The organism is Phenylobacterium sp. (assembly GCF_004799515.1).
Lineage (GTDB): Bacteria > Pseudomonadota > Alphaproteobacteria > Caulobacterales > Caulobacteraceae > Phenylobacterium.
Genome location: NZ_SSMX01000002.1, coordinates 63,015 through 85,499, shown reverse-complemented (window position 1 = coordinate 85,499; position 22,485 = coordinate 63,015). Strand labels below are relative to the sequence as shown.

At 70.4% G+C, this 22,485-nt stretch carries 23 protein-coding genes; 12 read left to right on the top strand and 11 right to left on the bottom strand.

Annotated elements, in window-relative coordinates; genetic code table 11:
• Nucleotides 1–166 precede the first annotated feature (166 nt).
• Nucleotides 167–1,087: a hypothetical protein gene (locus E8A49_RS00525; protein WP_293375206.1), complete on the top strand. Its 921-nt coding sequence runs from the start codon at nucleotides 167–169 to the stop codon at nucleotides 1,085–1,087.
• Nucleotides 1,088–1,290: 203 nt separating this feature from the next.
• Nucleotides 1,291–1,992 carry a glutathione S-transferase family protein gene (locus tag E8A49_RS00520; RefSeq protein ID WP_293375203.1) on the top strand — a complete coding sequence of 234 codons (702 nt, stop codon included), beginning with the start codon at nucleotides 1,291–1,293 and terminating at the stop codon, nucleotides 1,990–1,992.
• 24 nt (nucleotides 1,993–2,016) lie between these two features.
• Here the strand turns inward: E8A49_RS00520 and E8A49_RS00515 are convergent, their stop codons facing one another.
• From E8A49_RS00515 to rpoZ, 3 genes are all read right to left on the bottom strand, one after another.
• On the bottom strand, nucleotides 2,017–2,442 hold the full coding sequence (locus tag E8A49_RS00515; RefSeq protein ID WP_293375200.1) for a YciI family protein: 426 nt from the start codon (nucleotides 2,440–2,442) through the stop codon (nucleotides 2,017–2,019).
• Between the two features lie 108 nt (nucleotides 2,443–2,550).
• Nucleotides 2,551–4,719 (bottom strand): bifunctional (p)ppGpp synthetase/guanosine-3',5'-bis(diphosphate) 3'-pyrophosphohydrolase, encoded by a 2,169-nt coding sequence (locus E8A49_RS00510; RefSeq protein WP_293375313.1) that lies wholly within the window; start codon nucleotides 4,717–4,719, stop codon nucleotides 2,551–2,553.
• A 152-nt stretch (nucleotides 4,720–4,871) separates the two neighbouring features.
• Complete coding sequence (gene rpoZ / locus E8A49_RS00505; protein ID WP_293375197.1) at nucleotides 4,872–5,231, bottom strand: DNA-directed RNA polymerase subunit omega; 360 nt, start codon at nucleotides 5,229–5,231, stop codon at nucleotides 4,872–4,874.
• Between the two features lie 164 nt (nucleotides 5,232–5,395).
• On the opposite strand from rpoZ, the gene E8A49_RS00500 reads away from it, so the two are divergent.
• Nucleotides 5,396–6,205: a hypothetical protein gene (locus E8A49_RS00500; RefSeq protein WP_293375194.1), complete on the top strand. Its 810-nt coding sequence runs from the start codon at nucleotides 5,396–5,398 to the stop codon at nucleotides 6,203–6,205.
• Between the two features lie 32 nt (nucleotides 6,206–6,237).
• Nucleotides 6,238–6,540, top strand: a complete 303-nt coding sequence (locus E8A49_RS00495) for a hypothetical protein (protein WP_293375191.1) — start codon at nucleotides 6,238–6,240, stop codon at nucleotides 6,538–6,540.
• A gap of 78 nt (nucleotides 6,541–6,618) precedes the next feature.
• Here the strand turns inward: E8A49_RS00495 and folK are convergent, their stop codons facing one another.
• A complete protein-coding gene (gene folK, locus E8A49_RS00490; RefSeq protein WP_293375188.1) occupies nucleotides 6,619–7,206 on the bottom strand; it encodes a 2-amino-4-hydroxy-6-hydroxymethyldihydropteridine diphosphokinase in 588 nt (195 codons plus the stop codon).
• Nucleotides 7,207–7,222: 16 nt separating this feature from the next.
• Here folK and E8A49_RS00485 point away from each other — a divergent pair, with 16 nt between their 5' ends.
• The gene (locus E8A49_RS00485; protein ID WP_293375185.1) at nucleotides 7,223–7,828 is read left to right on the top strand and encodes an NYN domain-containing protein; all 606 of its coding nucleotides are present in this window, start codon (nucleotides 7,223–7,225) and stop codon (nucleotides 7,826–7,828) included.
• Nucleotides 7,829–7,865: 37 nt separating this feature from the next.
• A complete protein-coding gene (locus tag E8A49_RS00480) occupies nucleotides 7,866–8,504 on the top strand; it encodes a uracil-DNA glycosylase (RefSeq protein WP_293375311.1) in 639 nt (212 codons plus the stop codon).
• Here E8A49_RS00480 and E8A49_RS00475 read toward each other — a convergent pair.
• Complete coding sequence (locus E8A49_RS00475) at nucleotides 8,501–9,208, bottom strand: PEPxxWA-CTERM sorting domain-containing protein (RefSeq protein ID WP_293375182.1); 708 nt, start codon at nucleotides 9,206–9,208, stop codon at nucleotides 8,501–8,503. The two genes, E8A49_RS00480 and E8A49_RS00475, sit on opposite strands and share 4 nt — an antisense overlap.
• A gap of 183 nt (nucleotides 9,209–9,391) precedes the next feature.
• Here E8A49_RS00475 and E8A49_RS00470 point away from each other — a divergent pair, with 183 nt between their 5' ends.
• Nucleotides 9,392–10,420, top strand: a complete 1,029-nt coding sequence (locus tag E8A49_RS00470) for an MBL fold metallo-hydrolase (protein WP_293375179.1) — start codon at nucleotides 9,392–9,394, stop codon at nucleotides 10,418–10,420.
• Here E8A49_RS00470 and E8A49_RS00465 read toward each other — a convergent pair.
• A complete protein-coding gene (locus E8A49_RS00465) occupies nucleotides 10,417–10,671 on the bottom strand; it encodes a GlsB/YeaQ/YmgE family stress response membrane protein (RefSeq protein ID WP_293375176.1) in 255 nt (84 codons plus the stop codon). The genes E8A49_RS00470 and E8A49_RS00465 overlap by 4 nt on opposite strands.
• Nucleotides 10,672–10,842: 171 nt before the next feature.
• Between E8A49_RS00465 and E8A49_RS00460 the strand changes: the two genes are divergently transcribed.
• Entirely contained in the window at nucleotides 10,843–12,240 is a 1,398-nt protein-coding gene (locus tag E8A49_RS00460; protein ID WP_293375173.1) for a M20/M25/M40 family metallo-hydrolase, read from the top strand.
• Here E8A49_RS00460 and E8A49_RS00455 read toward each other — a convergent pair whose 3' ends face one another.
• Genes E8A49_RS00455 through dapA form a run of 3 tightly spaced genes read right to left on the bottom strand, consistent with a single transcriptional unit; the run spans nucleotide 12,241 to nucleotide 14,327 of the window.
• Nucleotides 12,241–12,966 carry a GNAT family N-acetyltransferase gene (locus E8A49_RS00455; protein WP_293375170.1) on the bottom strand — a complete coding sequence of 242 codons (726 nt, stop codon included), beginning with the start codon at nucleotides 12,964–12,966 and terminating at the stop codon, nucleotides 12,241–12,243.
• A 1-nt stretch (nucleotide 12,967) separates the two neighbouring features.
• Nucleotides 12,968–13,441 carry an SsrA-binding protein SmpB gene (gene smpB, locus E8A49_RS00450; RefSeq protein ID WP_293375167.1) on the bottom strand — a complete coding sequence of 158 codons (474 nt, stop codon included), beginning with the start codon at nucleotides 13,439–13,441 and terminating at the stop codon, nucleotides 12,968–12,970.
• Nucleotide 13,442: 1 nt separating this feature from the next.
• Complete coding sequence (dapA, locus tag E8A49_RS00445; protein ID WP_293375164.1) at nucleotides 13,443–14,327, bottom strand: 4-hydroxy-tetrahydrodipicolinate synthase; 885 nt, start codon at nucleotides 14,325–14,327, stop codon at nucleotides 13,443–13,445.
• Nucleotides 14,328–14,455: 128 nt separating this feature from the next.
• Here dapA and E8A49_RS00440 point away from each other — a divergent pair, with 128 nt between their 5' ends.
• Nucleotides 14,456–16,573 carry a lytic transglycosylase domain-containing protein gene (locus E8A49_RS00440; protein WP_293375161.1) on the top strand — a complete coding sequence of 706 codons (2,118 nt, stop codon included), beginning with the start codon at nucleotides 14,456–14,458 and terminating at the stop codon, nucleotides 16,571–16,573.
• A 3-nt stretch (nucleotides 16,574–16,576) separates the two neighbouring features.
• Here the strand turns inward: E8A49_RS00440 and E8A49_RS00435 are convergent, their stop codons facing one another.
• Nucleotides 16,577–17,206 (bottom strand): TetR/AcrR family transcriptional regulator, encoded by a 630-nt coding sequence (locus E8A49_RS00435; RefSeq protein ID WP_293375158.1) that lies wholly within the window; start codon nucleotides 17,204–17,206, stop codon nucleotides 16,577–16,579.
• 143 nt (nucleotides 17,207–17,349) lie between these two features.
• Here E8A49_RS00435 and E8A49_RS00430 point away from each other — a divergent pair, with 143 nt between their 5' ends.
• From E8A49_RS00430 to E8A49_RS00420, 3 genes are read left to right on the top strand one after another with little or no spacing between them, the layout of a single operon-like run.
• Nucleotides 17,350–18,279 (top strand): class I SAM-dependent methyltransferase, encoded by a 930-nt coding sequence (locus tag E8A49_RS00430; RefSeq protein WP_293375155.1) that lies wholly within the window; start codon nucleotides 17,350–17,352, stop codon nucleotides 18,277–18,279.
• Complete coding sequence (locus E8A49_RS00425; protein ID WP_293375152.1) at nucleotides 18,276–19,064, top strand: RNA methyltransferase; 789 nt, start codon at nucleotides 18,276–18,278, stop codon at nucleotides 19,062–19,064. The genes E8A49_RS00430 and E8A49_RS00425 overlap by 4 nt, the downstream gene beginning before the upstream one ends.
• 57 nt (nucleotides 19,065–19,121) lie before the next feature.
• Nucleotides 19,122–20,006, top strand: coding sequence for an undecaprenyl-diphosphate phosphatase (locus E8A49_RS00420; RefSeq protein ID WP_293375149.1), 885 nt, complete (start codon nucleotides 19,122–19,124; stop codon nucleotides 20,004–20,006).
• On the opposite strand, the gene E8A49_RS00415 is transcribed toward E8A49_RS00420, so the two are convergent.
• Entirely contained in the window at nucleotides 20,003–22,477 is a 2,475-nt protein-coding gene (locus E8A49_RS00415; protein ID WP_293375146.1) for an ATP-binding protein, read from the bottom strand. The two genes, E8A49_RS00420 and E8A49_RS00415, sit on opposite strands and share 4 nt — an antisense overlap.
• Between the last annotated feature and the right edge of the window lie 8 nt (nucleotides 22,478–22,485).

The window sequence follows — 22,485 nt, the reverse complement described above, 5'->3', positions numbered from 1 at the left end:
TCGACGTTGGACGCCACGGGCCGGTTGGGAAGCCCGACGCCCGGCTCCGGCGTCGTGCGGCCGCTCCCTTCGGCCGCTGGCTTCTAAGGAACGAGACCGTCACGTGACGCCGCCAAACGAGAGGAAGGCCTTCCCCGCAGACCTCCCCGAGGGCTTGAAGCCCCGTTTGCGGCTGTTCCTCAGCGTCGACCTGGTGGGCTCGACGGCGTTCAAGCAGTCGCGCCAGGCCTGGCTACCGGCGATCCTCAATTTCTACCGCGACTTCGACTACATCGTTCATCAGCAGTACCGGGCCTTCCGTCAGCGCAGCAACGCGCTCATCGCCCCGCCCGAATTCTGGAAATCCAACGGCGACGAGCTGCTCTACACCTGCGACCTGACCACGCGGGCCCAGGCGGTCGACGCGATCCACATCTGGCTGGCGGCGCTTTCCGCCTACCGCTGCGACCTGGCGACGCTCTCCGAGGACATGGACGTCAAGTCGACAGCCTGGATCGCGCTGTTCCCGTCGCCCAATTCCGAGGTCTTCTTCCGCCGCAACGGGGTGCAGTTCCGCGGCGACGGCAAGGACGACGCCATCCTGGTCCAGGCCGAGATGCGCGAGCAGTGGTACGAGGGCAAGAACCGCGGCGACATCATCCGCGACTTCGTGGGGCCTTCCATCGACACCGGCTTCCGTCTGTCCGGCTGGTCGACCCCGCGCCGGATGGTCATCTCGGCGGACCTGGCCTTCCTGCTCACCAGTTCCTACGGCCAGTCCGACGAGCCGCTGCCGCTGCACTTCTCCGGCGCCCAGAAGCTGCGGGGCGTGGTGGACAACCAGCCCTATCCGATGATCTGGCTGCCGGTGGGCGCGGGCGCGCGGACCGAGGCGCGCGATGACAGCATCGGCCGCCACCTGACCGACCCGGAGCTCTTGCGTTCGTTCTGCGAGGCGATCATCGAGCAGAACTACAAGGTGTTCACGCCGCTGTTCCTGGCCGACGACCCCGATGCCGACGGCGACTTCGGCTGGACCCCGCCCTACATCATCAACCGCATCATCAGCGACTGGCAGGCCGAGAAGCGCCACAAGCTGGCGGCTTAGATCAGATTCCTCCTCCACTTGTGGGAGGAGGTGGCGGCCGAAGGCTGACGGAGGTGGCGTCGCGCTCCCCTCTCCGCGCGAAACCTGAACATCGGACTCCGCCGAGAGGCCGAGGGACCCCACCTCCGACCTGCTTCGCAGGCCACCTCCTCCCACAAGGGGAGGACGCGTAAGGTTGAGGCTTCGGGCAAGGGATCACCGCCATGAAACTCTACCAGACCTACGCCTCGCCGTTCCCGACGCGGGTGCGGCTCCTGATCTACGCGAAGGGCCTTGAGGTCGAGATCATCGAGCCGCCGGGTTTCCACGCCTCGACGGAGGCCAAGGGCGACTACCTGCAGATCAATCCGATCGGCCGGGTGCCGGCGCTGGTGCTGGACGACGGCCGCACCCTGCCGGAGTCCGAGGTGATCTGCGAGTACCTGGAGGACGCCTATCCGGAGCCCGCCCTGCGCCCCGCCGACCCCTGGGGCCGCGCGCGGATGCGGCTGCTCAGCCGAATCTGCGACGTCTACGTGGTGATGGCCATGGTCCCGCTGTTCAACCTGTCCGGCCGCTCGCGTCGGCACTGGGACCCGGCGGTCATTGAGGCGGCGGTGGGCAAGGTGGCCGAGGCCCTGGGCTATCTGGAAGGCTACATCGGTGAGGACGGCTATGCCGTGGGCGGTGGGCTCACCCAGGCCGACGGCGCCATCGTCCCGCAACTGGTGCTGGCGGCGGAGTGGATCCCCGGCCTATTCGGGACGCCCGATCCCCTGCCCGGCCTGCCGAAGCTGTCGGCCTATTGGCGCGCGGTCCAGTCGGACCCCATCGCCGCGCGACTGATCGCCGAGACCCGTGACGCCGTCGCGGGCGTCGCGGCCCAGGCGGCGGCCCAGGCCAAGGCCGCGGCGGCCTCAGCCTAGGCCCGCCGCCGCAGGCCCACGGCGTCAGGCGACGCCGAGCTGCGCGCGCTCGCCCGTGCGGGGCGAGGCCAGGTCTTCGGGCGTCAGGTATTCGGCGATGTCCGCCACCTCGAAGAACGGCCGGATCACCATCCGGCTCTGGCCCGACGTAGGATTGGGGCTGCGCTTCGCCCAGGCGACGGCCTCGTCCATGTCCCTGACCTCCCAGATCGAGAAGCCGGCGACCACCTCCTTGGCCTCGGCGAAAGGCCCATCGACGACCATGATCTCGTCGCCGTCGAAGAGGAGTTCCTTGCCCTCCGAAGTGGGCTTGAGCCCCGCAGCCGCCACGAGGACGCCGGCCTCGGCCAGATCCTCCATGAAGCGGTCCATCGCCGCCCAAGCCTCGGCGGTGGGCGGCTCGCCCTTTTCGACGCCCTCCGTGGCCATTCCGAACACCATGACCCGCATCGTCTCTCTCCCTGTTCGAGCCGCCCCTCTTGGCGGTCTCATCGGAACGACGAACGAGGTTGGCCGAATCCGACATCCCCGTGCAGATTTTCTCCGAATTCCGAGGCCCTAGGCCTTCCGCCGTTCCACGGTCTCTACGCTGGGGTTGGCGCGCAGGGCGGCGGCGATGTGGGTCAGGTGGCGGGCGTCGTTGACGTCGACGTCGATGTCCACATCGAAGAAGTCGGCCTGGCGGTGGTGCATGCGCAGCTGGACGATGTTGCCGCCGGCCTCGCCGATGATGGTGCAGACCTGGCCCAGCACGCCGGGCGCATTGCGAATGGTGGCGATCAGCTTGGCGCGGGCGACGGCGTTGCGTTCGGCTTCCGGGGTCCACTGCAGGTCGCGCCAGACGTCCTCCTGGTCCTCGAAGGCGGCCAGACGCTCGCAGTCGATGGTGTGGACGGTGAGGCCCTTGCTGTCCGGCTCCAGGATACCGACGATCCGGTCGCCCGGCAGCGGCGAACAGCCCTCGTCGAAGTGGATGCTGACGCCGGGCGTCAGGCCGCCGCCCCGGACGTAGAGCCGAGCCGCGCGGCCGTCCTCAATGCGGTGGCGAGCGGACGCGGCCTTCTTCTCCTCGGCCTTGAGGCCCGGGAACAGGGCCTCCAGCACCTGGGCGGGCGCGACGCGGCCGCGGCCGACAGCGTCGAACAGCTCGTCCTCGGTGGCCACGGCGAAGCGGTCGAAGGCGGGGCGGAGCGAGACGTCCTTCCGCGAGCGGCCGGCGGCGGCGAAGGTCTGGTCGACGGTGGCGCGGCCGAGCCTCGTGAACTCCTCCTTCTCCGTCTGGCGGATATGGCGGCGGATCGCCGAGCGGGCGCGGCCGGTGACGGTGATCGAACGCCAGTCCGGCGGCACCACGGGCTTGCCGCCGCGGATCACCTCCACCACGTCGCCGTTCTGGAGGACCGTGCGCAAAGGCTTCAGCTCGCCGTTGATCTTCACCCCGATGCAGGTGTCGCCGATGTCGGTGTGCAGGGCGTAGGCGAAGTCCAGCGGCATGGCGCCGGTGGGCAGGCTGACCAGGCGGCCCTTGGGCGTGAAGACGAAGGCCTGGTCGAGGAACATCTCGAGCTTGGCGTGCTCCATCAGCTCCTCGGGGTCGCCCCCGTGCTCCAGCACCTGGACCAGGTGGCGCAGGTTCACCAGCGGATCGCGACCGCCGGCGGCCTGCTGGTGCTCCAGGTCGAAGCCGTAGGACTCGTCCTTGTAGCGCCAGTGGGCGGCGACGCCCTCCTCGGCCACCCGGTCCATGGCCTCGGTGCGGATCTGCATCTCGATGCGCATGCCGCGCGGCCCGACCACGGTGGTGTGCAGCGAGCGGTAGTTGTTGCGCTTGGGCGTGGAGATGAAGTCCTTGAACCGCTCGGGGATCGAGGGCCAGGCGCGGTGGATGACGCCGAGCGCGCGGTAGCAGTCCTCCTCCGTGTCGGTGATCACCCGGAAGGCGTAGATATCGGAGAGCTGGGAGAAGCCGATCGACTTGCGCTGCAGCTTCCGCCAGATCGAATAGGGGTTCTTCTCGCGCCCGAAGACCCGGGCCGGCACGCCGGCGGTGTCGAGCCGGGCGGAAATCTCCTGGCTGACCAGGCTGACCGCCCCGCCCTGCTCGCGGCGCAGGGTGTCGAGCCGGCGGCCGATGGCGTCGCGGGCCACCGGGTTCAGGTGCTCGAAGGCCAGCTCCTCGAGCTCGGTGGTGATGCGGTGCACGCCGATGGAGCGGGCGAGCGGCGCGTAGATGTCCAGTGTCTCGCGGGCGATCCGCTCGCGCTTGGCGGGGCTGGAGATGTACTGCAGCGTGCGCATGTTGTGCAGCCGGTCGGCGAGCTTGACCATCAGGACGCGCACGTCGCGGCTGATCGCCAGGATGAACTTCCGCAGGTTCTCCGCCTGGCGCAGGTGCTCGGAGGAGAGCTCCAGCTTGGAGAGCTTGGTCACGCCTTCCACCAGCTCGCCGATCTCCGCCCCGAACAGTTCGTCGATCTCGGCGCGGGTGACCGGGGTGTCCTCGATCACGTCGTGCAGCAGGGCCGTGACGATGGTCGCGGTGTCGAGGCGGTAATCGGTGAGGATGCCCGCCACCTCGATGGGGTGGGCGAAGTAGGGATCGCCGGACGCCCGCTTCTGCGCCCCGTGCATGCGCATCGCATAGACATAGGCGCGGTTCAGCAGCGCCTCGTCAGCGGTCGGGTCGTAGGAGCGGACCTTCTCGATCAGCTCGAACTGCCGCAGCATCTTGGGACGTTTGGCGGCGGCCGGCGTCTTGGACGCCGGCTTGGCCGAGGCTGTGTCGGAGGCCTCAGGCGTCCCGGACATGGGGGCGTCTTTCAGCGGGGCGGCGGGGTCGGGCGCCGCCTGGATTGGGAGGGGTTCTGCGCCTTCCGGGCTCAGTACCGCTCCTCCTGGCCGCCGTCGCGGTCGCTCTGCAGGGCGCGCACCAGTTCGAGCTCGCTCATCTGCATGTGGGTGGGATCGGCCAGCAGGGCCAGGGTCTCGGCCTCTTCCTCGGCTTCCGAACGCTCGTCGACGCGTTGCAGGGTGCCGATCAGGGCCTCGCGCAATTCCTCGGCGTCGACCACGTCGTCGGCGATCTCGCGCAGGGAGACGACCGGGTTCTTGTCGTTGTCGCGATCGACCAGGATCTGGGCGCCGGCCGAGATAGCCCGGGCCCGGTGCGCCGCCAGGAGCACGAGGTTGAAGCGGTTCGGAACCTTTTCGATGCAGTCTTCGACAGTGACGCGAGCCATGAAATCCTCGGGACGGGGAGAGAACCTGGGAAAATAGAGCTTCGCGGCCCATTGTGCAACGCCGCAAAGGCCGCAGGCGCCTTACCCGACGTTCACCACGTGCGGTTGCAAAGGCTCAACGGTTGGTGGGCTAGGCTTCAGGCCTCGATCGGCCGGAGTCCGCGATGCCGCCTGCGCCAGTGCAACGCCAGGAGCGCTTCCCCTGGGAGCCGGAGTCCGTCACCCGGGCGAACCTGGCGACCTCGGCGGTGCGCCAGCTCCTGCTGCGCAAGATCCCCGCCACGGGCGCGCACGCCCAGAGCCTGCTGACCGCGGCCGGCGCCCTGGTGGGCTTCGCCGCCCAGAACTCGGCCCTGGAGCAGGGCGAACTGCTCACCGCGCGGCGCGACCTGGTGGCGCCGGAGAGCCTGATGCTGCGGCAGGACAAGGAGAGCCGCCGCTTCCTGGCCGGCCGCTGGATCAACGCGCCCCTGCTTCTGGGCTTCGGCCACGGCTTTCCGCTGCAGCGTTTCGTGGTGCAGGCCGCCGCGGCGGCGGGGGTCAAGCGTACGGAGTTCCCCGACTACTGGGAGCTCGAGCGGCGGATCGCCAAGACGGCGGCGGAGGGCCAGCTTGGCCGGCTCTCGCCCGCCAAGGGCCGCGAGGGCGTGGCCCGGCCGCAGGACCTGCTGCGCGTGCTGTGGCCGGCCGTACGGCGGATCGTCACCGCCCCCATGCCGCTTGAGATGGCCGACGAGCCGGGGCTGAACGAGGCGCATTGGCCGATCGCGCTGTCGGTCGTGGCCGCGCGGCTGATGGCTCAGACGGTGGACGTCGTGCCGCCAAGGATCGGCGCGGACCTGGTGATGGAGGCCGCCACCATCGCCTCCAAGCTCGACCCTGACCTTGTGGAGGCCGGCCGCTGGACGCTCGCGCCCGGGCCAAGGGGGTTGCAGATCGCGCGTGACGACCGGCGCCGGCGGGCGATAGCCTAGGCTGCGCGGGCCAGGTCCCGACGGACCCGCCCATGGCCTTCATCTTCCTCGTTCCGGCCTGGCTGCTGGCGCTCGCCGCCGCGGTGGGGATGCTGCGCCGACCGGCGAGCCGGGTTTCCGGAATCTATCTCGCCCTGGCCGCCACCGGCGCACTGGCCGGGTCGTTCCTGCTGCCGACAGCCCTGTTGCTGGCGGTCTCGAACCGCGCCTTGCCGCACTGGGCGGGGTTCGCCGCGCTGGTGGGCTACGTGGCGGCCCTTGTGGTGGGCGGCTTGCTGGGCGCGGCGGGCGGACTGTGGGTGGCGCAGGGCGTGGTGCGGAGGCTTAGGCCTTAGATACCCAAAATCCCGTCATCCTCCGGTCGCCCGAAGAGACGATCCGGGAGACCCAAGCAACCTCGCCCATTCCGCCCCTCAGCTTGGGTCCCCCGGATCAGCCTGCGGGTGACCGGAGGATGACGGGGAAGGTGTGGGCCGCGCATCCACGCCCACAGTTGCAGAAGCCGCCAATTCCGTCGCGGTCCGGCCCAGCGCCGGATGGCGCCACTCCGGCGCGATCTCGGCCAAGGGCCCCATGACGAACAGGCGCTCGGCGGCCCTCGGGTGCGGCAGGATGAGGCCGGGCTCAGCGCTCACCTGGCGGCCGTGGGCGATCAGGTCGAGGTCGAGGGTGCGCGGCGCGTTGGGCAGGCCGCGCGTTCGCCCAAACTGCCGCTCGATGGCAAAAAGCGCCTCCAGAACCGCGTGCGGAGGGTCGACCGTCTCGACAATCGCGACGCCGTTGCGATATTCCTTTCCCCTTGGGTCAGGCCAGGCGGCAGAGCTCCACCAGCCAGACCGGGCCAGCACGGGCAATCCTGCCTGGGGGAAGGACGCCAAGGCCGCCTCGAGCAGGTCTTCGCACGTCGGGTGATCGCCGGGCCTATTTGAGCCCAGGGCCACGATCACCGCCGCGTCGAGGGCTTCGGGTGCGGGGGTCCAGCGTCCGGCCTCCCTGGTCATTTGGACATTTGAGCTGATGACCTTTTATCCCACCGACCGCCTGGCGCTGTTCATCGACGGATCCAACCTCTACTCCGCGGCCAAGGGCCTGGGCTTCGACATCGACTACCGCAAGCTCCTGGAAGAGTTCCGCAAGCGCGGCGTCCTGGTGCGCGCCTACTACTACACCGCCCTCGTCGAGGACGAGGAGTACTCGCCGATCCGGCCGCTGGTCGATTGGCTGGACTACAACGGCTATTCCCTCGTCACCAAGGCGGCGCGGCAATACACCGACAGCCAGGGGCGCAAGCGCTGGCGCGGCGACATGGACGTGGAGATCGCCGTCGACATGATGGAGATGGCCGCGGCCTCGGCCGACCACCTGGTGCTGTTCTCGGGCGACGGGGACTTCAAGGCCCTGGTGGCGGCGGTGCAGCGGCGCGGGGCGCGGGTGACCGTGGTCTCCACCGTCAAGTCGCAGCCGCCGATGGCCTCGGACGATCTGCGCCGCCAGGCCGACAATTTCGTGGACCTCGCCGACCTGGCCGACATCATCGGCCGGCCCTCGCGCCTGCCCCGCTTCATCCAGGAAAGCCGCACCGAACAGCGCCGCCACGAGGACGACGCCGAGGCGGACGCCTGAACCTTCGCGACTCGGCTAAGGACGAGGCGTGGAAAAGCTGACCCCTCAGGCCGAGCCGCCGCGCGATTGTCCCCTGTGTCCCAGGCTGGTGGCCTATCGGGCGAAGAACGCCGCGGAGCACCCCGACTGGTGGAACGGCCCGGCGCCCTCCTTCGGCGATCCGGCGGCGCGGCTCTTGGTGGCGGGACTGGCGCCCGGGCGGACGGGGGCGAACCGCACGGGGCGGCCGTTCACCGGCGACCATGCCGGGATCCTGCTCTACGGCACCCTGAGGAAGACGGGCTTCGCGACCGGGAGCTACGACCCGAACGGCCGGGACGGCCTGAAGCTGGTCGACTGCATGATCTCCAACGCCGTGCGCTGCGCCCCGCCGGGCAACAAGCCGGAGACAAGCGAGGAGGCGACCTGCCGGCCGTTCCTGGCCGCGCGGATCGCCGCCCTGCCCCGCTTGAAGGTGATCGTCACCCTGGGCGACGTCTCACGCCGCAACGTCTTGAAGGCGCTGGGGCTGAGGGCCTCGGCGGGCCTGCCGGGCCATGGGACGGAGTTCCAGGCCGGGCCCTATGTGGTGCTGAACAGCTACCACTGCTCACGGCTCAACACGAACACCGGGCGGCTGACGCCCGCGATGTTCGAAGCGGTGTTCGAACGCGCGCGGGCGCTGCTGGAAGCCTAGATCCGGGCGAAGGCCGGGGTGCGGCGGCGGCGGAGCGCCGCGCCGGTCAGGCCGAAGCCGACGATCATCAGGGCCCAGGCGGCGGGTTCGGGCACGCCGGCGACCTTCGGATCGGTGATAGTGGTCGAGAAGAAGGCCTCGCCCGACGGGTCGCTCTGCGACCAGATCCATTGCGCCGAGGCGCTGACGCCGGCGATCGGGCCGCCGATCGCCGAGTCCCAGATATTGGAGCCGCCGTTGACGCCCCAGCTGGTGGGCGCGTCGGTCGGCGCGGTCCAGCTCAGCGGACCGCCGAGGTCCTGAACCGTGGCGTTCGGATCGGCGCGCCAGTCGGCGGTGTCGGTGCCAAGGGTCTGCTGGCCGTTGGCGAACTGGAAGCCGCCCGTGACCGCGAAGCTGCCCAGAAGGGCGTCGGGGTTGCCGCCGGCCATGTCGCCCGGGCCGTACCAGTTGTTGGCGATCACATGCAGGTAGTAGGTCTGCCCCGGGACCAAGGCCGCGGAGAAGGTCTGGGCGCTCTGCCAGTTGGCGCCGGAGGTCAGGAGCGTCCCCAGCGTGTTGTCGGAGGTCGACAGGAAGGCGGCGTATTCGTTGTCGGCGGTGATGGCGCCGCTCAACATCGGGACAGCGGCTTGCGCGCTCGTCCCCGCGCACAACCCGGCAAGGGCGATGGCGGAGATCAGAATCTGGTTGGATAAACGCATGGAAGTCACTGTCCTTTTTATACAATTCTTATTTCATCTAACAGTGTTACGTTAGGTGGGCCGCTCTGGGTGTCAAACCGGGACAACCTGCGGGGGAAGCTGCAAGACCGGGGCCGTCGGGTAGCCCTTGCCAGGTCCGGGCGGCGGCGCTTAGGTCGGCCAGCCGACGCTTCGGGGGGAGCCATGATCTTCGAACAGGTCGCCACGGGCGGCTGCCAATCGTACCTGCTGGGCTGCGAGGCCACCCAGGCCGCGGTGCTGATCGACCCGGAGCTCAGCCGCATCGACCACTATCGGGGCCTGCTCGCCCGGCACGGGCTCGCCGTGAAATATGTGATCGACACCCACACCCACGCCGACCACTTCTCAGCCAGCAAGGAACTCGCTCGCGCGCTGGAGTCGCCAGTGGTGATGCACCGCCTCTCGCCGGCGCCGCACGCGCAGATGCGGCTGGACGACGGGGAGATGCTGATCGCCGGCGGCCTGAAGCTGCGGGCGATGCACACGCCGGGACACACCCGCGATTCCATGAGCCTGGTCATGGACGACCGGGTGTTCACCGGTGACACCCTGCTGATCGGCGGCACGGGCCGGACCGACCTGCCGACCGGCGATCCGCACGACCTCTACGACAGCCTGTTCGAAGGGCTCCTGAAGCTGCCGGCGGAAACGCTGGTCTTTCCGGCCCACGACTACAAAGGCCGCTCGCACTCCACCATCGGTGCGGAGATCGCCGACAACCCGCGCCTGCAGAAGACCGACCGGGCCGAGTTCGTGGCCATGATGCAGGCGCTGGACCTGGCCGCGCCGACCCATCTGACCGAGGCCTTGCGGACCAACATGAGCGGCGGCAAGACGGTCGCGCAGTTGCTCGCCGAGGCCGCCGCCAAGGTGCCGTTCATGTCGATGGCCGAGGCCGCCGGGCGGCTCGGCGGCAACCGGCGCGATCTGGTCATCCTGGACCTGCGCGAGAAGGAGGCCTTCGAGGCCGGCCATGTGCCGGGCGCCCACCACCTGCCGCGCGGCCAGCTGGAGCTGCGGGTCAACGCCGAGCTGCCGGACCCGACGGTGCGTATCCTGACCTGCTGCGAGTTCGGCAAGATCTCGACGCTCGCCGCCGCCACCCTGCGCGAGCTGGGCTATGGCCGGGCGGCGGCGCTGGACGGGGGCATGAAGGCCTGGCGCGAGGCCGGCCTGCCCCTGGAGAGCTAGGCTCGACGCACCGCGCGCAACAGGATCAGGAGGAGGATCGCGCCGACCGCGGCGGTGATGATCGAGGAGATCCAGCCGCTGCCGATGTGGATGTGCAGGACGCCGGCCAGCCAGCCGCCGATGAAGGCGCCGATGATCCCCACCACGATGTCGCCGAGCAGGCCGAAACCGCCGCCCTTGACGAACGAGCCCGCAAGCCATCCGGCGACCGCGCCGATGATGAGCCAGGCGATGAGGCTGTGAGGTTCCATGGGTTCGTTTCCCCGCGCGTCCAGAGCTCCGCCGAAATCGGCGTGCCGGTTCGCCCGTGCAAACCTAAGCTTGGCCGCAGGAAAAGGTTCCGGGCCGCCATGACCCTCGCCACCCGGTTCCGGCCCCGCTAGGGTCGCCGCCACCCTCACCCTTCGATGGATTCCCCGACCTTGACGAAGAGCCTGCTCGCCGCCTGCGCCGCCCTGTCCGCTATCCTGGCCGCCGCGCCCGCCCTCGCCCAGGCCCCGAAGGTCGATCCCGCCCTGCATGACCAGGCGCTGGAGCTCCTGAAGAAGGGCGTCTCGTTCCACACCGTCATCCCCGGCGACCAGGTGAAGCCCTACGCCGAGTACCTGAAGGGCGTGCTGGTCGCCCACGGCTACAAGCCGGACGAGGTGCGCATCGAGGCGGCGGCCGGCAGCTCCATCCTGATCGCCCGCTATCCCGGGACGGACCCGTCGAAGAAGCCGATCGTGGTCATCGACCACATGGACGTCGTCGAGGCCAAGCCCGCCGACTGGACGCGCGACCCGTTCACCCCGGTGGTGGAGAACGGCTACGTCTTCGGCCGCGGCGCCATCGACGACAAGTTCGACGTCTCCATGGTGGTGACGGTGCTGGGCAAGCTGCGCCAGTCCGGCTGGAAGCCCGGGCGCGACGTCATCCTGGCGCTCTCCGGCGACGAGGAGACCGCCCAGCAGACCGCGCGCAAGTTCGCCGCCGAGCTCCAGGGCGCCGAACTGGTGCTGAACGGCGACGCCGGCGGCGGCCTGGTCGGCGAGGACGGCAAGCCGGTCTATTACGGCCTGCAGGCGGCGGAGAAGACCTACGCGGACTTCCAGATCACCGTCACCAATCCGGGCGGCCACTCCAGCCGGCCGGGCAAGGTCAACGCCATCAACGAGATGGGCCAGGACCTGGCGCGGATCGCCGCCTACCGCTTCCCGGTGATGCACAGCGACATCACGCTGGCCGGCTTCAAGGCCGCCGCCGCCCAGACGCCCGGCGCGGTGGGCGAGGCCCTGCGCCACTACATCGCCAACCCGAACGACCAGGCCGCGCTCGACGTGCTGTCGGCCGATCCGGACTTCGTGGGCCAGCTGCGCACCACCTGCGTGGCGACCATGATCGAGGGCGGCCACGCCACCAACGCCCTGCCGCAGAAGGTCACCGCCAACGTCAACTGCCGCATCTTCCCGGGCACGCCGTCCGAGCAGGTGCGCCAGGCGCTGATCCGGGCGATGGACGACCCCACCGCGACGATCACCCGCGCCGCCGACGGCGCCATCGACGCCGGCGCCTCGCCGCTCCGGCCCGACGTCCTGGCGGCGGTGACCAAGGCGGTGCAGGCGCGCTATCCCGGCCTGGCGGTCGTGCCGGAGATGTCGGCGGGCGCCACCGACAGCATGTTCTTCCGCGCGCTCGGCGTGCCGGCCTACGGGGTCTCCGGCGCCTTCATGAAGGCCTCCGACGACTTCGCCCACGGCCTGAACGAGCGCGTCCCGGTCGACACCATCGACGGGGCCCTGTTCCAGTGGGAGAGCATCCTGCGGGACCTGGCGAAGTAGCTAGCGCCAGTACCTGTAGGTCCAGATCTCCGAGAAGCCGGCCGCGCGGTAGATGCGGCGGGCCGGGTTGGGCTCTTCGACCTGCAGCAGGACGCGTTCGACGCCGCGGGCCCGGGCCTCGCGGGCCAGGGCGCCGAGGATGGCGCTGGCGTGGCCTTTGCCGCGGTGGGCTGGGGCGGTGCGCATGCCGTGGACGCCGGCCCATCTCGCGCCGAAGCTCATGACGCCGACGGCGTGGGTCGCCCCGCCCTCGCCGGCGGCGCCGTAGAGGGCGCCCGGCGAGCGGCTGAGCACGGCGACGCGATGGGCGCCGTCGGCCGGATCGAAGCCCTCGCCCAGGAAGACCCCGGCCCAGGCGTCGTCCGGCCGTTGGAGGAGGCGCGCCGGCGCGTCCGAAAAGGCGGCGAGTGTCGCGACCGATCCGGTCTTGAAGACCGTCGGCTGTTCGGGCGTGAAGCCGCGGCGGGCGAGCTCGGCGCGCACGGCGTCCAGGCCCGGCGCTTCGGCGATGCGGAAGCCGGGTTTCAGGCCCCGGTCGCGGTAGGCGGCCTCGATCTCGCCGAGGGCCTCAGGGCCCAGGTCGTGGCGCAGGGGCACGGCGCTCTTGGCCCGTCCGATGGTTCCGTTGTCCAGCGGGACCAGCCAGCCGCCGATCTCCAGGAGGCCCGGCGGGGCGACGGCGGCGACCGTGTCGCGCTCGATCGCCTCGATCTCGCCTGCGTCCACCTCAGCCCTTGTCCCGCATCAGCCGGGCCTTGTCGCGCTGCCAGTCGCGCGCGGCGGTGGCCTCGCGCTTGTCATGGGCCTTCTTGCCGGTGGCGACAGCGACCTCGAGCTTGGCGAGGCCCTTGTCGCTCCAGAACAGCTTGGTCGGGATCAGGGTGCGGCCGTCGCGCTGCACCGCGCCGATCAGCCGGTCGATCTCCTTGCGCTTCAGCAGCAGCTTCCGGTGGCGGCGCGGCTCGTGGTTGAAGTGCGGGCCGGCCTGGGCGTAGGGCGGGATGTCGGCGTTGATCAGCACGATCTCGTCGCCCTCCACCGCCGCATAGCTCTCGGCGATGTTGGCCCGGCCGTTGCGCAGGGACTTCACCTCCGAGCCGGTGAGCGCCAGGCCCGCCTCGTAGGTCTGCTCCAGGAAGTAGTCGAACCGCGCGCGGCGGTTCTCCGCGATCAGCTTGCGCGGCGTATCCGAGGCGGCCATCTCAGATCACCCCGGCGTCCCGCATGGCGGCGAGGACTTCCTTCCGCGAGGCTTCGGACGCCGGGACGAGCGGCAGGCGCATATCCTCGGCGCAGAGGCCGAGGCGGGCGAGCGCGAACTTGGTGGGCGACGGCGAGGCGTCGGTGAACAGCGCCTTGTGCAGGCGGATCAGCCGATCCTGGCCGTAGAGCGCGCCCTGCCACTGGCCGTTCAGCGCGTCGTTGTAGAAGGCCGAGACCTGCTCGGGCGCGACGTTGGCGGTGACCGAGATGCAGCCGTGGCCGCCGTGGGCCATGTAGCCGAGGGCCGAGGGATCGTCGCCGGAGAGCATGGTCCAGCCCTCGCCGCAGGCCAGCCGCTGCTGGCTGGCGCGGCCCAGGTCGCCGGTGGCGTCCTTGACGCCCACGATGTTCGGCAGCTTGGAGAGGCGGGCGAGCGTGTCGTTGGAGATGTCGACGCCGGTGCGGCTGGGCACGTTGTAGACCAGGATCGGCAGTTGCACCGCCTCGGCGATCGCCGCGTAGTGGGCGTACATGCCCTCCTGGCTTGGGCGGTTGTAGTAGGGCGTGACGATCAGGGCCGCGTCGGCGCCGATGGCCTTGGCGTGCTGGGTGAGCTCGATCGCCTCTTCGGTGCAGTTGGAGCCCGTGCCGGCGATCACTGGCACGCGGCCGGCCGCGGTCTTCACGCACAGCTCCGTGACCTCGCGGTGCTCATCGTGACGTAGCGTCGCACTCTCGCCCGTGGTGCCGACGGCCACGAGGCCGTGCACGCCGCCGGCGATCTGGCGTTCCACGAGGGCGACGAAGGCTTTTTCGTCCACCTCCCCGTCCCGGAACGGCGTGACGAGGGCGGGGAAGACGCCCTTGAACATAGGGTCAGGCATGGAGAGCAAATTGCCGTGATTGGACGCCTGGAAAGGCGTCGTTCAGATTCGTCGCGACAATATGGTGAGGTGGGCAGAGCCCGCAATGACGTATTGATTCGCTTTAGAGTTCCTTCGGGGGCGTCCGGTTGCACAAGATCGCACGCAAGGCCTTCCTGATCGCAGGTGTCTCCCTGATGGTGGGGCTGGGCGCGCGCGCCCAGACCACCGACCCGCTGGGCGACCTGCTGGAAAGCGTCACCAAGCCGTCGGCCCTGGGCGATGCGCCCCTGCAGCCGGCCAACGCCTCGCACCGCCTCAGCGACCGCGACGCGGGCCTGCTGCGCCAGGCCATCGAGGCCGCGCGGCGGGCGAATGTGAACGGCGCGCGCGACGCCATCGCCCAGATCGGCGATCCCTTGGCGCGCAAGACCGCGACCTGGGTGCTGGTGGACTGCGACGCCGACGCCGTGGGCTTCTACGAGGTGGACAAGGCCCGCACGGAGCTGGCCGGCTGGCCCCGCGCGCCGCGCCGCCAGGCCGCCGCCGAACGGCTGATCGAGACCTCCGGCAAGACGCCGCAACAGACGCTGGACTGGTTCGCCGGCTCCGAGCCCGCCACGGCCCAAGGCGCGATGGCTCTGGCCGCCGCCTACCGGGGCCTGGGCCGCACCGCCGACGCCACGGCGCTGATCAAGCATTGGTGGCGCGACAAGAGCTTCGAGGCCGACACCCAGCGCACCATGCTGGCCCGCTTCGGCGACGCGCTGACCGCCGACGACCACGCCCACCGCGCCGACGTCCTGCTCTATGGCTCGCAAGGTCCCGCGGCGCGGGAGATGATCCCGCTGCTCGCCGCCGACCAGCAGGAGGCGGCCCGCGCGCGCCTGGCCCTGCGCGCCGAGGCCCGCGACGCCAGCGAGCTGACCGCCGCCTTGCCGTCCGAGCTGGCGCAGTCGCCGGGCGTCGCCTTCGAGCGCGCCGCCTTCATGCGCCGCAAGGGCATGGACGTCCTGGCGCTCGGCCAGCTGCCCTACTTCCCGCACGAGGTGACCTCGGCCGACCAGGGCGACCGCATCTGGGACGAGCGCAAGCACCTGATGCTGGCGGCGATCCACGACGGCGACGCCCGCGCCGCCTACATGGCCGTCGCCGACACCGGCCTGACCTCCGGCTCCAGCGGCGCCGATGCGGAGTTCGCCGCCGGCTGGATCGCGCTCTGCAAGCTGCACGAGCCGGCCAAGGCCGCCCAGCACTTCGCCGCCCTGGAGAAGATCGGCACCTCGCCGGTCACCCGCGGCCGGGCGTTCTACTGGGAGGGCCGCGCCGCCGACGCCCGCGGCGACAAGGCCGCCGCCGACGCCTTCTACGGCCAGGCCGCGCAGTACAGCACCACCTTCTACGGCATGCTGGCGTCGGAGAAGATCGGGCGGCGGCTGACCCTGGCTTCCGATCCGATCATCACCCCGCAGGCGCGCTCGGCCTTCGAGGACAGCGATCCGATCGCCGCCACTCGCCTGCTCTACGACTACGGCGAACGCGACCTCTACAAGGTGTTCGTACTGAACCTCGACGACATCCAGACCACGGTCGAGGATGAAGCCCAACTCGTCGACCTGGCGCGCGGCTACGGCGACATGGAGCTGTCCATGAAGGTCGCCCGGGCGGCGGCGCAGCACGGCTTCATCCTGCCGCAACGGGCCTATCCGATGCGCGAGGCGCCCGATGGCGGCGCGGCGGAGCCCGCCCTGGTGCTGGCCATCACCCGCCAGGAAAGCAGCTTCGACCCCAACGTCCGCTCCGGCGTGGGCGCACGCGGCATGATGCAGCTGATGCCCTCGACGGCGAAGATCCTCGCCAAGCGGATCGGGGTCTCCTACTCGCCCTCGCAGCTGGACGAGCCGGAGTACAACATGCGCCTGGGCGCGAGCTTCCTGGGCCAGCTAGTGAGCCAGTTCTCCGGCTCCTACGTCATGGCCGCGGCGGGCTACAACGCCGGGCCCGGGCGGCCGACCCAGTGGACCCAGTTCTGCGGCGACCCGCGCGGCGGCTCGACCGATCCGGTGGACTACATCGAGTGCATCCCGTTCTCGGAGACCCGCAACTACGTCATGCGGGTGATGGAGAACATGCAGGTCTACCGCGCCAAGCTGGCCGGCGGCTCGATCCCGATCACGCTCAGTTCCGACCTGAAGCGCGGCGCCTATGGCGCGCCGATCACCGCCCAGCCCACCCTGGCCGACAGCGGCAGCCCGGTGGGACGCTAGGCCCTAGTCCGTCACCAGGCCGTTCAGCAGGGCTTCCAGGGTGACGGCGATCAGCTCGTCCGGTTCGGCCCAGCCGAAGTTGGGGCGCGAGGCGTAGAGGGCGACGACGCCGTGGCAGCTCATCCACAGCGCCTGGGCGGCCGAGTCCGCCGAGCCGGTGCGCAGGCGGCCGTTGGCGGCGATCTCTCGCACCACGTCGCGGAAGATGTCGTAGCACTGGGCGCCCATGTCCGATGTGCCTTCCGGCCACGGGGCGGCGGCCGGCGCGCCGGAGAACACCAACTGGTAGGCGTTGGGATGCTGCAGGCCCCAGCGCATGTAGGCCTCGAGCATCATCTGCGTGCGCACCACCGGATCGAGCGGCCGGGCGGCCAGTTCGCGGTTGCGCTCCAGCAGCAGCTTCAGGGTCGCCTCGCAGATCTCCAGCAGGATCGCGCCCTTGTCCTGGAAGTGCATGTAGAGGGCGGTGGACGAGACGCCCACCTCATCGGCGATCTTGCGGATGGTGGCGCCCTCGTAGCCCTCGGCGACGAAGATGCGCTCGGCGGCCTCGAGGATTTCGGCGCGGCGGAGATAGCCGTCGCCCTTGGCCTTGCGGGCCGAACGGCGCGGCGGAGTGATGACGACCGACAAACTGACGCTTTCTCTGGTTGCCCTTCCGCTACGGGACCCCAATTCCGCCAATGTGACAAGTGCGGCGCCTCAGCGCCCTGTGGACAGTCCAGGCGGCGCCTTGCGGCTGGACGGGGCGGGCCGCGACCGCGTAATCGCGAGGCATGAGCGGTTCGAAGCCCAAGGTCGCCGACCTGCCCAGCGTGATGCGCACGCGGGGTTGGGCCGGCTACGCCCTGCTGGACAGCGGGAACGGGCGCAAGCTGGAGCGCTACGGACGCTTCACGGTGGTGCGGCCGGAGCCGCAGTGCCTGTGGTCGCCCGCCCTGCCCGCGTCGGCCTGGGCGGCCGCCGACGCGGTGTTCGACCCCGCCGACGACGAGGACGCAGGGCGCTGGAAGCTGAAAGGCCAGGCGGCGGCGCTTGGTGACGGGGCGGCCTGGCCGCTCAGCTGGGGCGACGTGAAGTTCCACGGCCGCTTCACCAGCTTCCGCCACCTGGCCTTCTTCCCGGAGCAGGCGGCCAACTGGGCCTGGCTCGACACGGCGGTGCGCGGGGCGAAGGCGGCTGAAGGCCCGCCGAAGGTGCTGAACCTGTTCGGTTACACCGGGGTCGCCAGCTTGGTGATGGCGGCGGCGGGCGCGGCGGTGACCCACGTGGACGCGTCCAAGCGCGCGGTGGCCTGGGCGCGGGAGAACGCCGAGCTATCGGGCCTGGCCGAGCGGCCGATCCGCTGGATCACCGAGGACGCGCGCAAGTACGTCCAGCGCGAGGTGCGGCGCGGCTCGACCTACGAGGGGATCATCCTCGACCCGCCGAAGTATGGCCGCGGGCCGGGCGGCGAAGTCTGGCGGCTGTTCGAGGACTTGCCCGAGCTGGCGGGGCTTTGCGCGCAGCTCCTGGCGCCGGGCGCTAGCTTCCTGGTGCTGAACGCCTATGCCGAGCGGATCAGCGGGGCGGCGCTCTCGGGCCTCTTGGCCGACAAGCTCGCCGGGCGCGGCGGGCGCATCGAATGGGGCGAACTGGCGCTCTCGCAGGAGGACGGCGAGCGCGAGATCGGCATGAGCTTCTTCGCCCGCTGGCAGGCGCCGTGAGCCAGCGCGCGGTCACCTCGCTGACCAACCCGACGGTCAAGGCCGTCCGCGCGCTGCACCTGCGCAAGGAGCGCGACGAGACCGGCCTCTTCGTCGCCGAGGGGCTGAAGGCGGTTATCGAGGGGATCGAGACCGGCCACGCCCCGGCGATCCTGATGCATGGCCCCGACGCCACGGTCCATCCGCTGGCCAAGACGGCGGTGGCCGCGACCCTTTCGGCCAACGGCGAGGTGATCGAAGTCACCCAGGAAATCCTCGCCAAGGTCAGCCGCCGGGACAATCCGCAGGCCGTGGTAGGCGTCTTCCGCCAGGCGTTCAGGCCGCTCTCGGCTCTGGAGCCTGCCGCCTCGCCCTGCTGGGTGGCGCTGCACCGGGTGCGCGACCCCGGCAACCTCGGGACCATCATCCGCACCGCCGACGCCGCCGGCTGCGGCGGGGTGATCCTGGTGGGCGAATGCTGCGATCCCTATTCGGTGGAGGCGGTGCGGGCCACCATGGGCTCGATCTTCGCCGTGCCGCTGAGCCAGGCCAGCGAGGCGGAGTTCGCCGCCTGGCGCGACGGCTGGCCGGGCTCGGTGGTGGGCACCCTGCTCTCCGCCGAGGTCGACCACCGCGAGGCCGCCTACGCCAAGCCCGCCCTGATCCTGATGGGGAACGAGCAGCAAGGGCTGCCGCCCGACATGGCGGCCCTCTGCGATGTCAATGTGAAGATCCCCATGCGCGGCCGGGCCGACAGCCTGAACCTGTCGGTGGCCACGGGGATCATGATCTACGCGGCCACGTGACCGCTTCCGCTTGCGCGGCGTTGCGGCCATAAGGGCCGCCTTCCCGGAGAGATGGACGTGGCCGATTCCTGCCAGGGTTTGGACGTGGGTTTCATGGGCCTTGGCTACGCCAAGGTCGCGGTGCTGGGAGTGGTCCAGGGGATCACCGAGCTCCTGCCGATCTCGTCCACGGCGCACATGCGGGTGGTCCCGGCGCTCCTGGGCTGGCCGGACCCCGGCGCGGCCTTCTCGGCGACCATGCAGGCCGCGGCCCTGGTCGCCGTGGTCAGCTACTTCTGGCGCGACATCGCGGCGATCTGCGGCGGCTCTGTGCGGGCCGTGGCCAGCGGCCGCTGGTACGATCCGGACCTGCGGCTGGGCCTGCTGGTGATCCTGGCGACCATCCCGATCGGCATCGCGGGCCTCTTGCTGGCGCCGCTGCTGAACGCCTGCAACTCGCCCCTGCGCACCCTGCCGGCGGTGGGCGTGGCCTGCCTGGTCATGGCCGCCCTGTTGGCGTTGGCTGAGATCCTGGCGCGCCATCGCCGCCGGGTGGAGAACGCCACCATCGTCGACGCCCTGCTGGTGGGCCTGGCGCAGGTCGGCGCCCTGATCCCCGGCGTCTCGCGCTCCGGGTCGACGCTTACCGCCGGCCTGGCGCTGGGCTTCCGGCGCGAGGAGGCCGCGCGGCTGTCGTTCCTGTTGGGGACGCCCGCCATCGCGCTGGCGGGCCTGAAGGAGATTTGGGAGCTGCATAAGGCCCACCTGCCCGCGCACGGCTGGGCGATCCTGGGAGTTGGCCTAGCGGTGGCGGCGGTGTCGTCCTTCGCCGCCATCTGGGGCCTGATGCGCTTCCTCGAGCGCTTCTCCACCTGGCCGTTCATCATCTACCGCGCCCTCTTGGGCGCCTTGATCCTGGGCGGCGTGGCGGCCGGCTGGTTCGCGGCGGCCAGCGCAGGCTAGGCGGCGCGGGCGTCCAGGATCGCCAACGCGGTCGAGAGGACGGCGATCAGCTCTTCGGGACGGATCGGCTTGGCGAGGTGGCTGTCCATGCCGGCCGACCGGGCCTCGGCGATGTGTTCCGGCAGGGCGTTGGCGGAGAGCGCCACGATCCGCACCGGGGCGCGGCCGGCGTCGGCCTCGGCGGCGCGGATCTCACGTGTGGCGCTGAGACCATCCAGCACCGGCATCTGCAGGTCCATCAGGATCAGGTCGAAGGCCTCGCGCACGGCGGCCTCCACCGCCTGGCGGCCGTCCTCGACCATGGTGAGGTCAACGCCCAGGGGCTCCAGGATCAGCTCCACCACCTTGCGGTTGGTGGGATGGTCCTCGGCCACCAGCACCTTCAGGCCGGCGATATCGCCGGCCTCGGCCTCTTCGGCCACGTCGGCCGGCTCCGGCGCGGCGGCGGCCGGCAGCGGCAGGGTGAGTGTGAACACCGAGCCCTTCCCGAGTTCGGAACGGGCTTCGACCTTGCCGCCCATCATGGCCGCCAGCGAGGCCGAGATCGCCAGGCCCAGGCCCGAACCGCCGAAGCGGCGGGTGATCGAACCGTCGGCCTGCTCGAAGCGGCTGAACAGGCGCTCGCGGAATTCGTCGGAGAAGCCGACGCCGGTGTCGGTGACCGCCACGGTGACCGCCTCGCCCTCGCAGGCGACGTCCATGGAGACGCCGCCGACGGTCGTGAACTTCACCGCGTTGGAGAGCAGGTTGGAGAGGATCTGCGTCACGCGAACGTCGTCGCCGAGCCGCCAGCCGTGCGCCTCCGGCGCCAGGGTGACCCGGAAGTCGAGGCCCTTGGCCTCGGCGCTGGCCCGGTGCAGAGCGGCGATGGTGGCGATGCAGTCGGCGAGCTCGAAGGGCGCCAGGTTGACCGGAAGCTGACCGGCTTCGATGCGGGTGAGGTCCAGGATGTCGGTGAGCACCTGTTGCAGCAGGCGCCCCGAGGCCACCACCAAGTCGGCGGTCTGGCGCCCGCGCTCAGTGGTCTGTTCCTTCGCGAGCAGACTGGAAAGCGCGATGACGCCGTTCAATGGCGTACGCAGCTCGTGGCTCATGTTGGCCAGGAAGTCGGTCTTGGCGGCATTGGCCTGCTCCAGCTCGGCGGTGCGCGCGCGCACCCGCTCCTCCAGGCCCGCCAGGATCTCGTCGCCGCGCTCGCGTTCGTCGCGCAGGGTGCGGGCGAGCTGGCCGATCTCGTCGTCGCGCGCGGCCAGGACTTCGATGTCGTCCGATTGCGGCTGACCCAGCGCCTGCAGGGGCGAGATCACAAGCCCGCGGACCATCGCGAACAGGATCGCCGCGCCAATGGCGATGATCAGGAACTTGCCGGCGACATTGGGCGCCATCGCCGCCCATGGATTGCCCTGCGCCAGCGCTTTCGGAAAGGCCACCAGCAGCAGCCAGCCCGGACCGTCCAGGCGCCCGTAGGCCACCAGCATCTTGCCGTCGGCGCTGTCGATGACGCCGCTGGGTTTGCCCTGAGCGTGGATGCGCGCCACCAGGGCCGGCACGCCGTAGGCCTTCTCCAGGGCCGCGACCGAGTTGCGGTTCAGCGCCTGCGGGCGGGTGAAGCCCGGGAACGCCACCAGCTCGCCACGGTCCGAAGCGATCAGACTGGTGGCCCCGGCCGGGGTGTTGTGCAGCACCTGGGTCAGGTAGGAGCCCGCCATCAAGGTGGTGCCCCAGGCGCCGACATAACGGCCATCCACATAGACCGGGCTGACGCAGCCGGTGATCAGGGTTCGCCCGGTCTTGTCCTGCAGCAGCGGCGACAGCGGCGTGCAGCGCATCCGCCCGGAAGGATCGTTCTGCGGCAGGGCGAAGCTGCCCTGGTCGGTGCGGTCGAAGTTGACCCCGCCCGGCGCGGTCTTGCGGAAGAAGGACAGCCGCTCCTCGCGATGCGGCGCGAACAGGATCAGGCGATCCTGCGGGGCCAGGAAGAAGAAGTTCTCGAACTTGGCGAGGTCGGACTCGCCGATCCGGTTCACCACCAGGGTGGCCGCGGTCATCACCCGCTTCTGCTCGGGGGTGATCTGGTCGGCGTGGCCGATATAGGCTCCGACGCCGTAGAGCGCATCGCCGTCGGCGGTCTGTTCGCCGTCGTAGAGGCTGTCGCGGCTGCGGCGGGTGCCGTCGCCCTTCTCCGGGAACCATGCGTCGAACTGGCGGTCCACCTCCGGACCCGAGCGCATCAGGCTGAGGCGGCGATGCAGCGCCTCGGTGGCGGCGGTCTGGCGCGTCCGCAGGGTCTCGAACAGGTCTTCCTCAGTGCGGGTGCGCTCCTGCACATAGAGGGCCAGGTCGTGAATCCGGTGCTTCTCGACCTGGGCGCGATAGGACCAGTAGGTCACCACGGTGTCGGCGAGCAGCAGCACGGTCATGGCGGCGATCAGGCCGGCCAGGAGCTTGGTGCTGATCGAACGGAAACGCATGCGCCGGC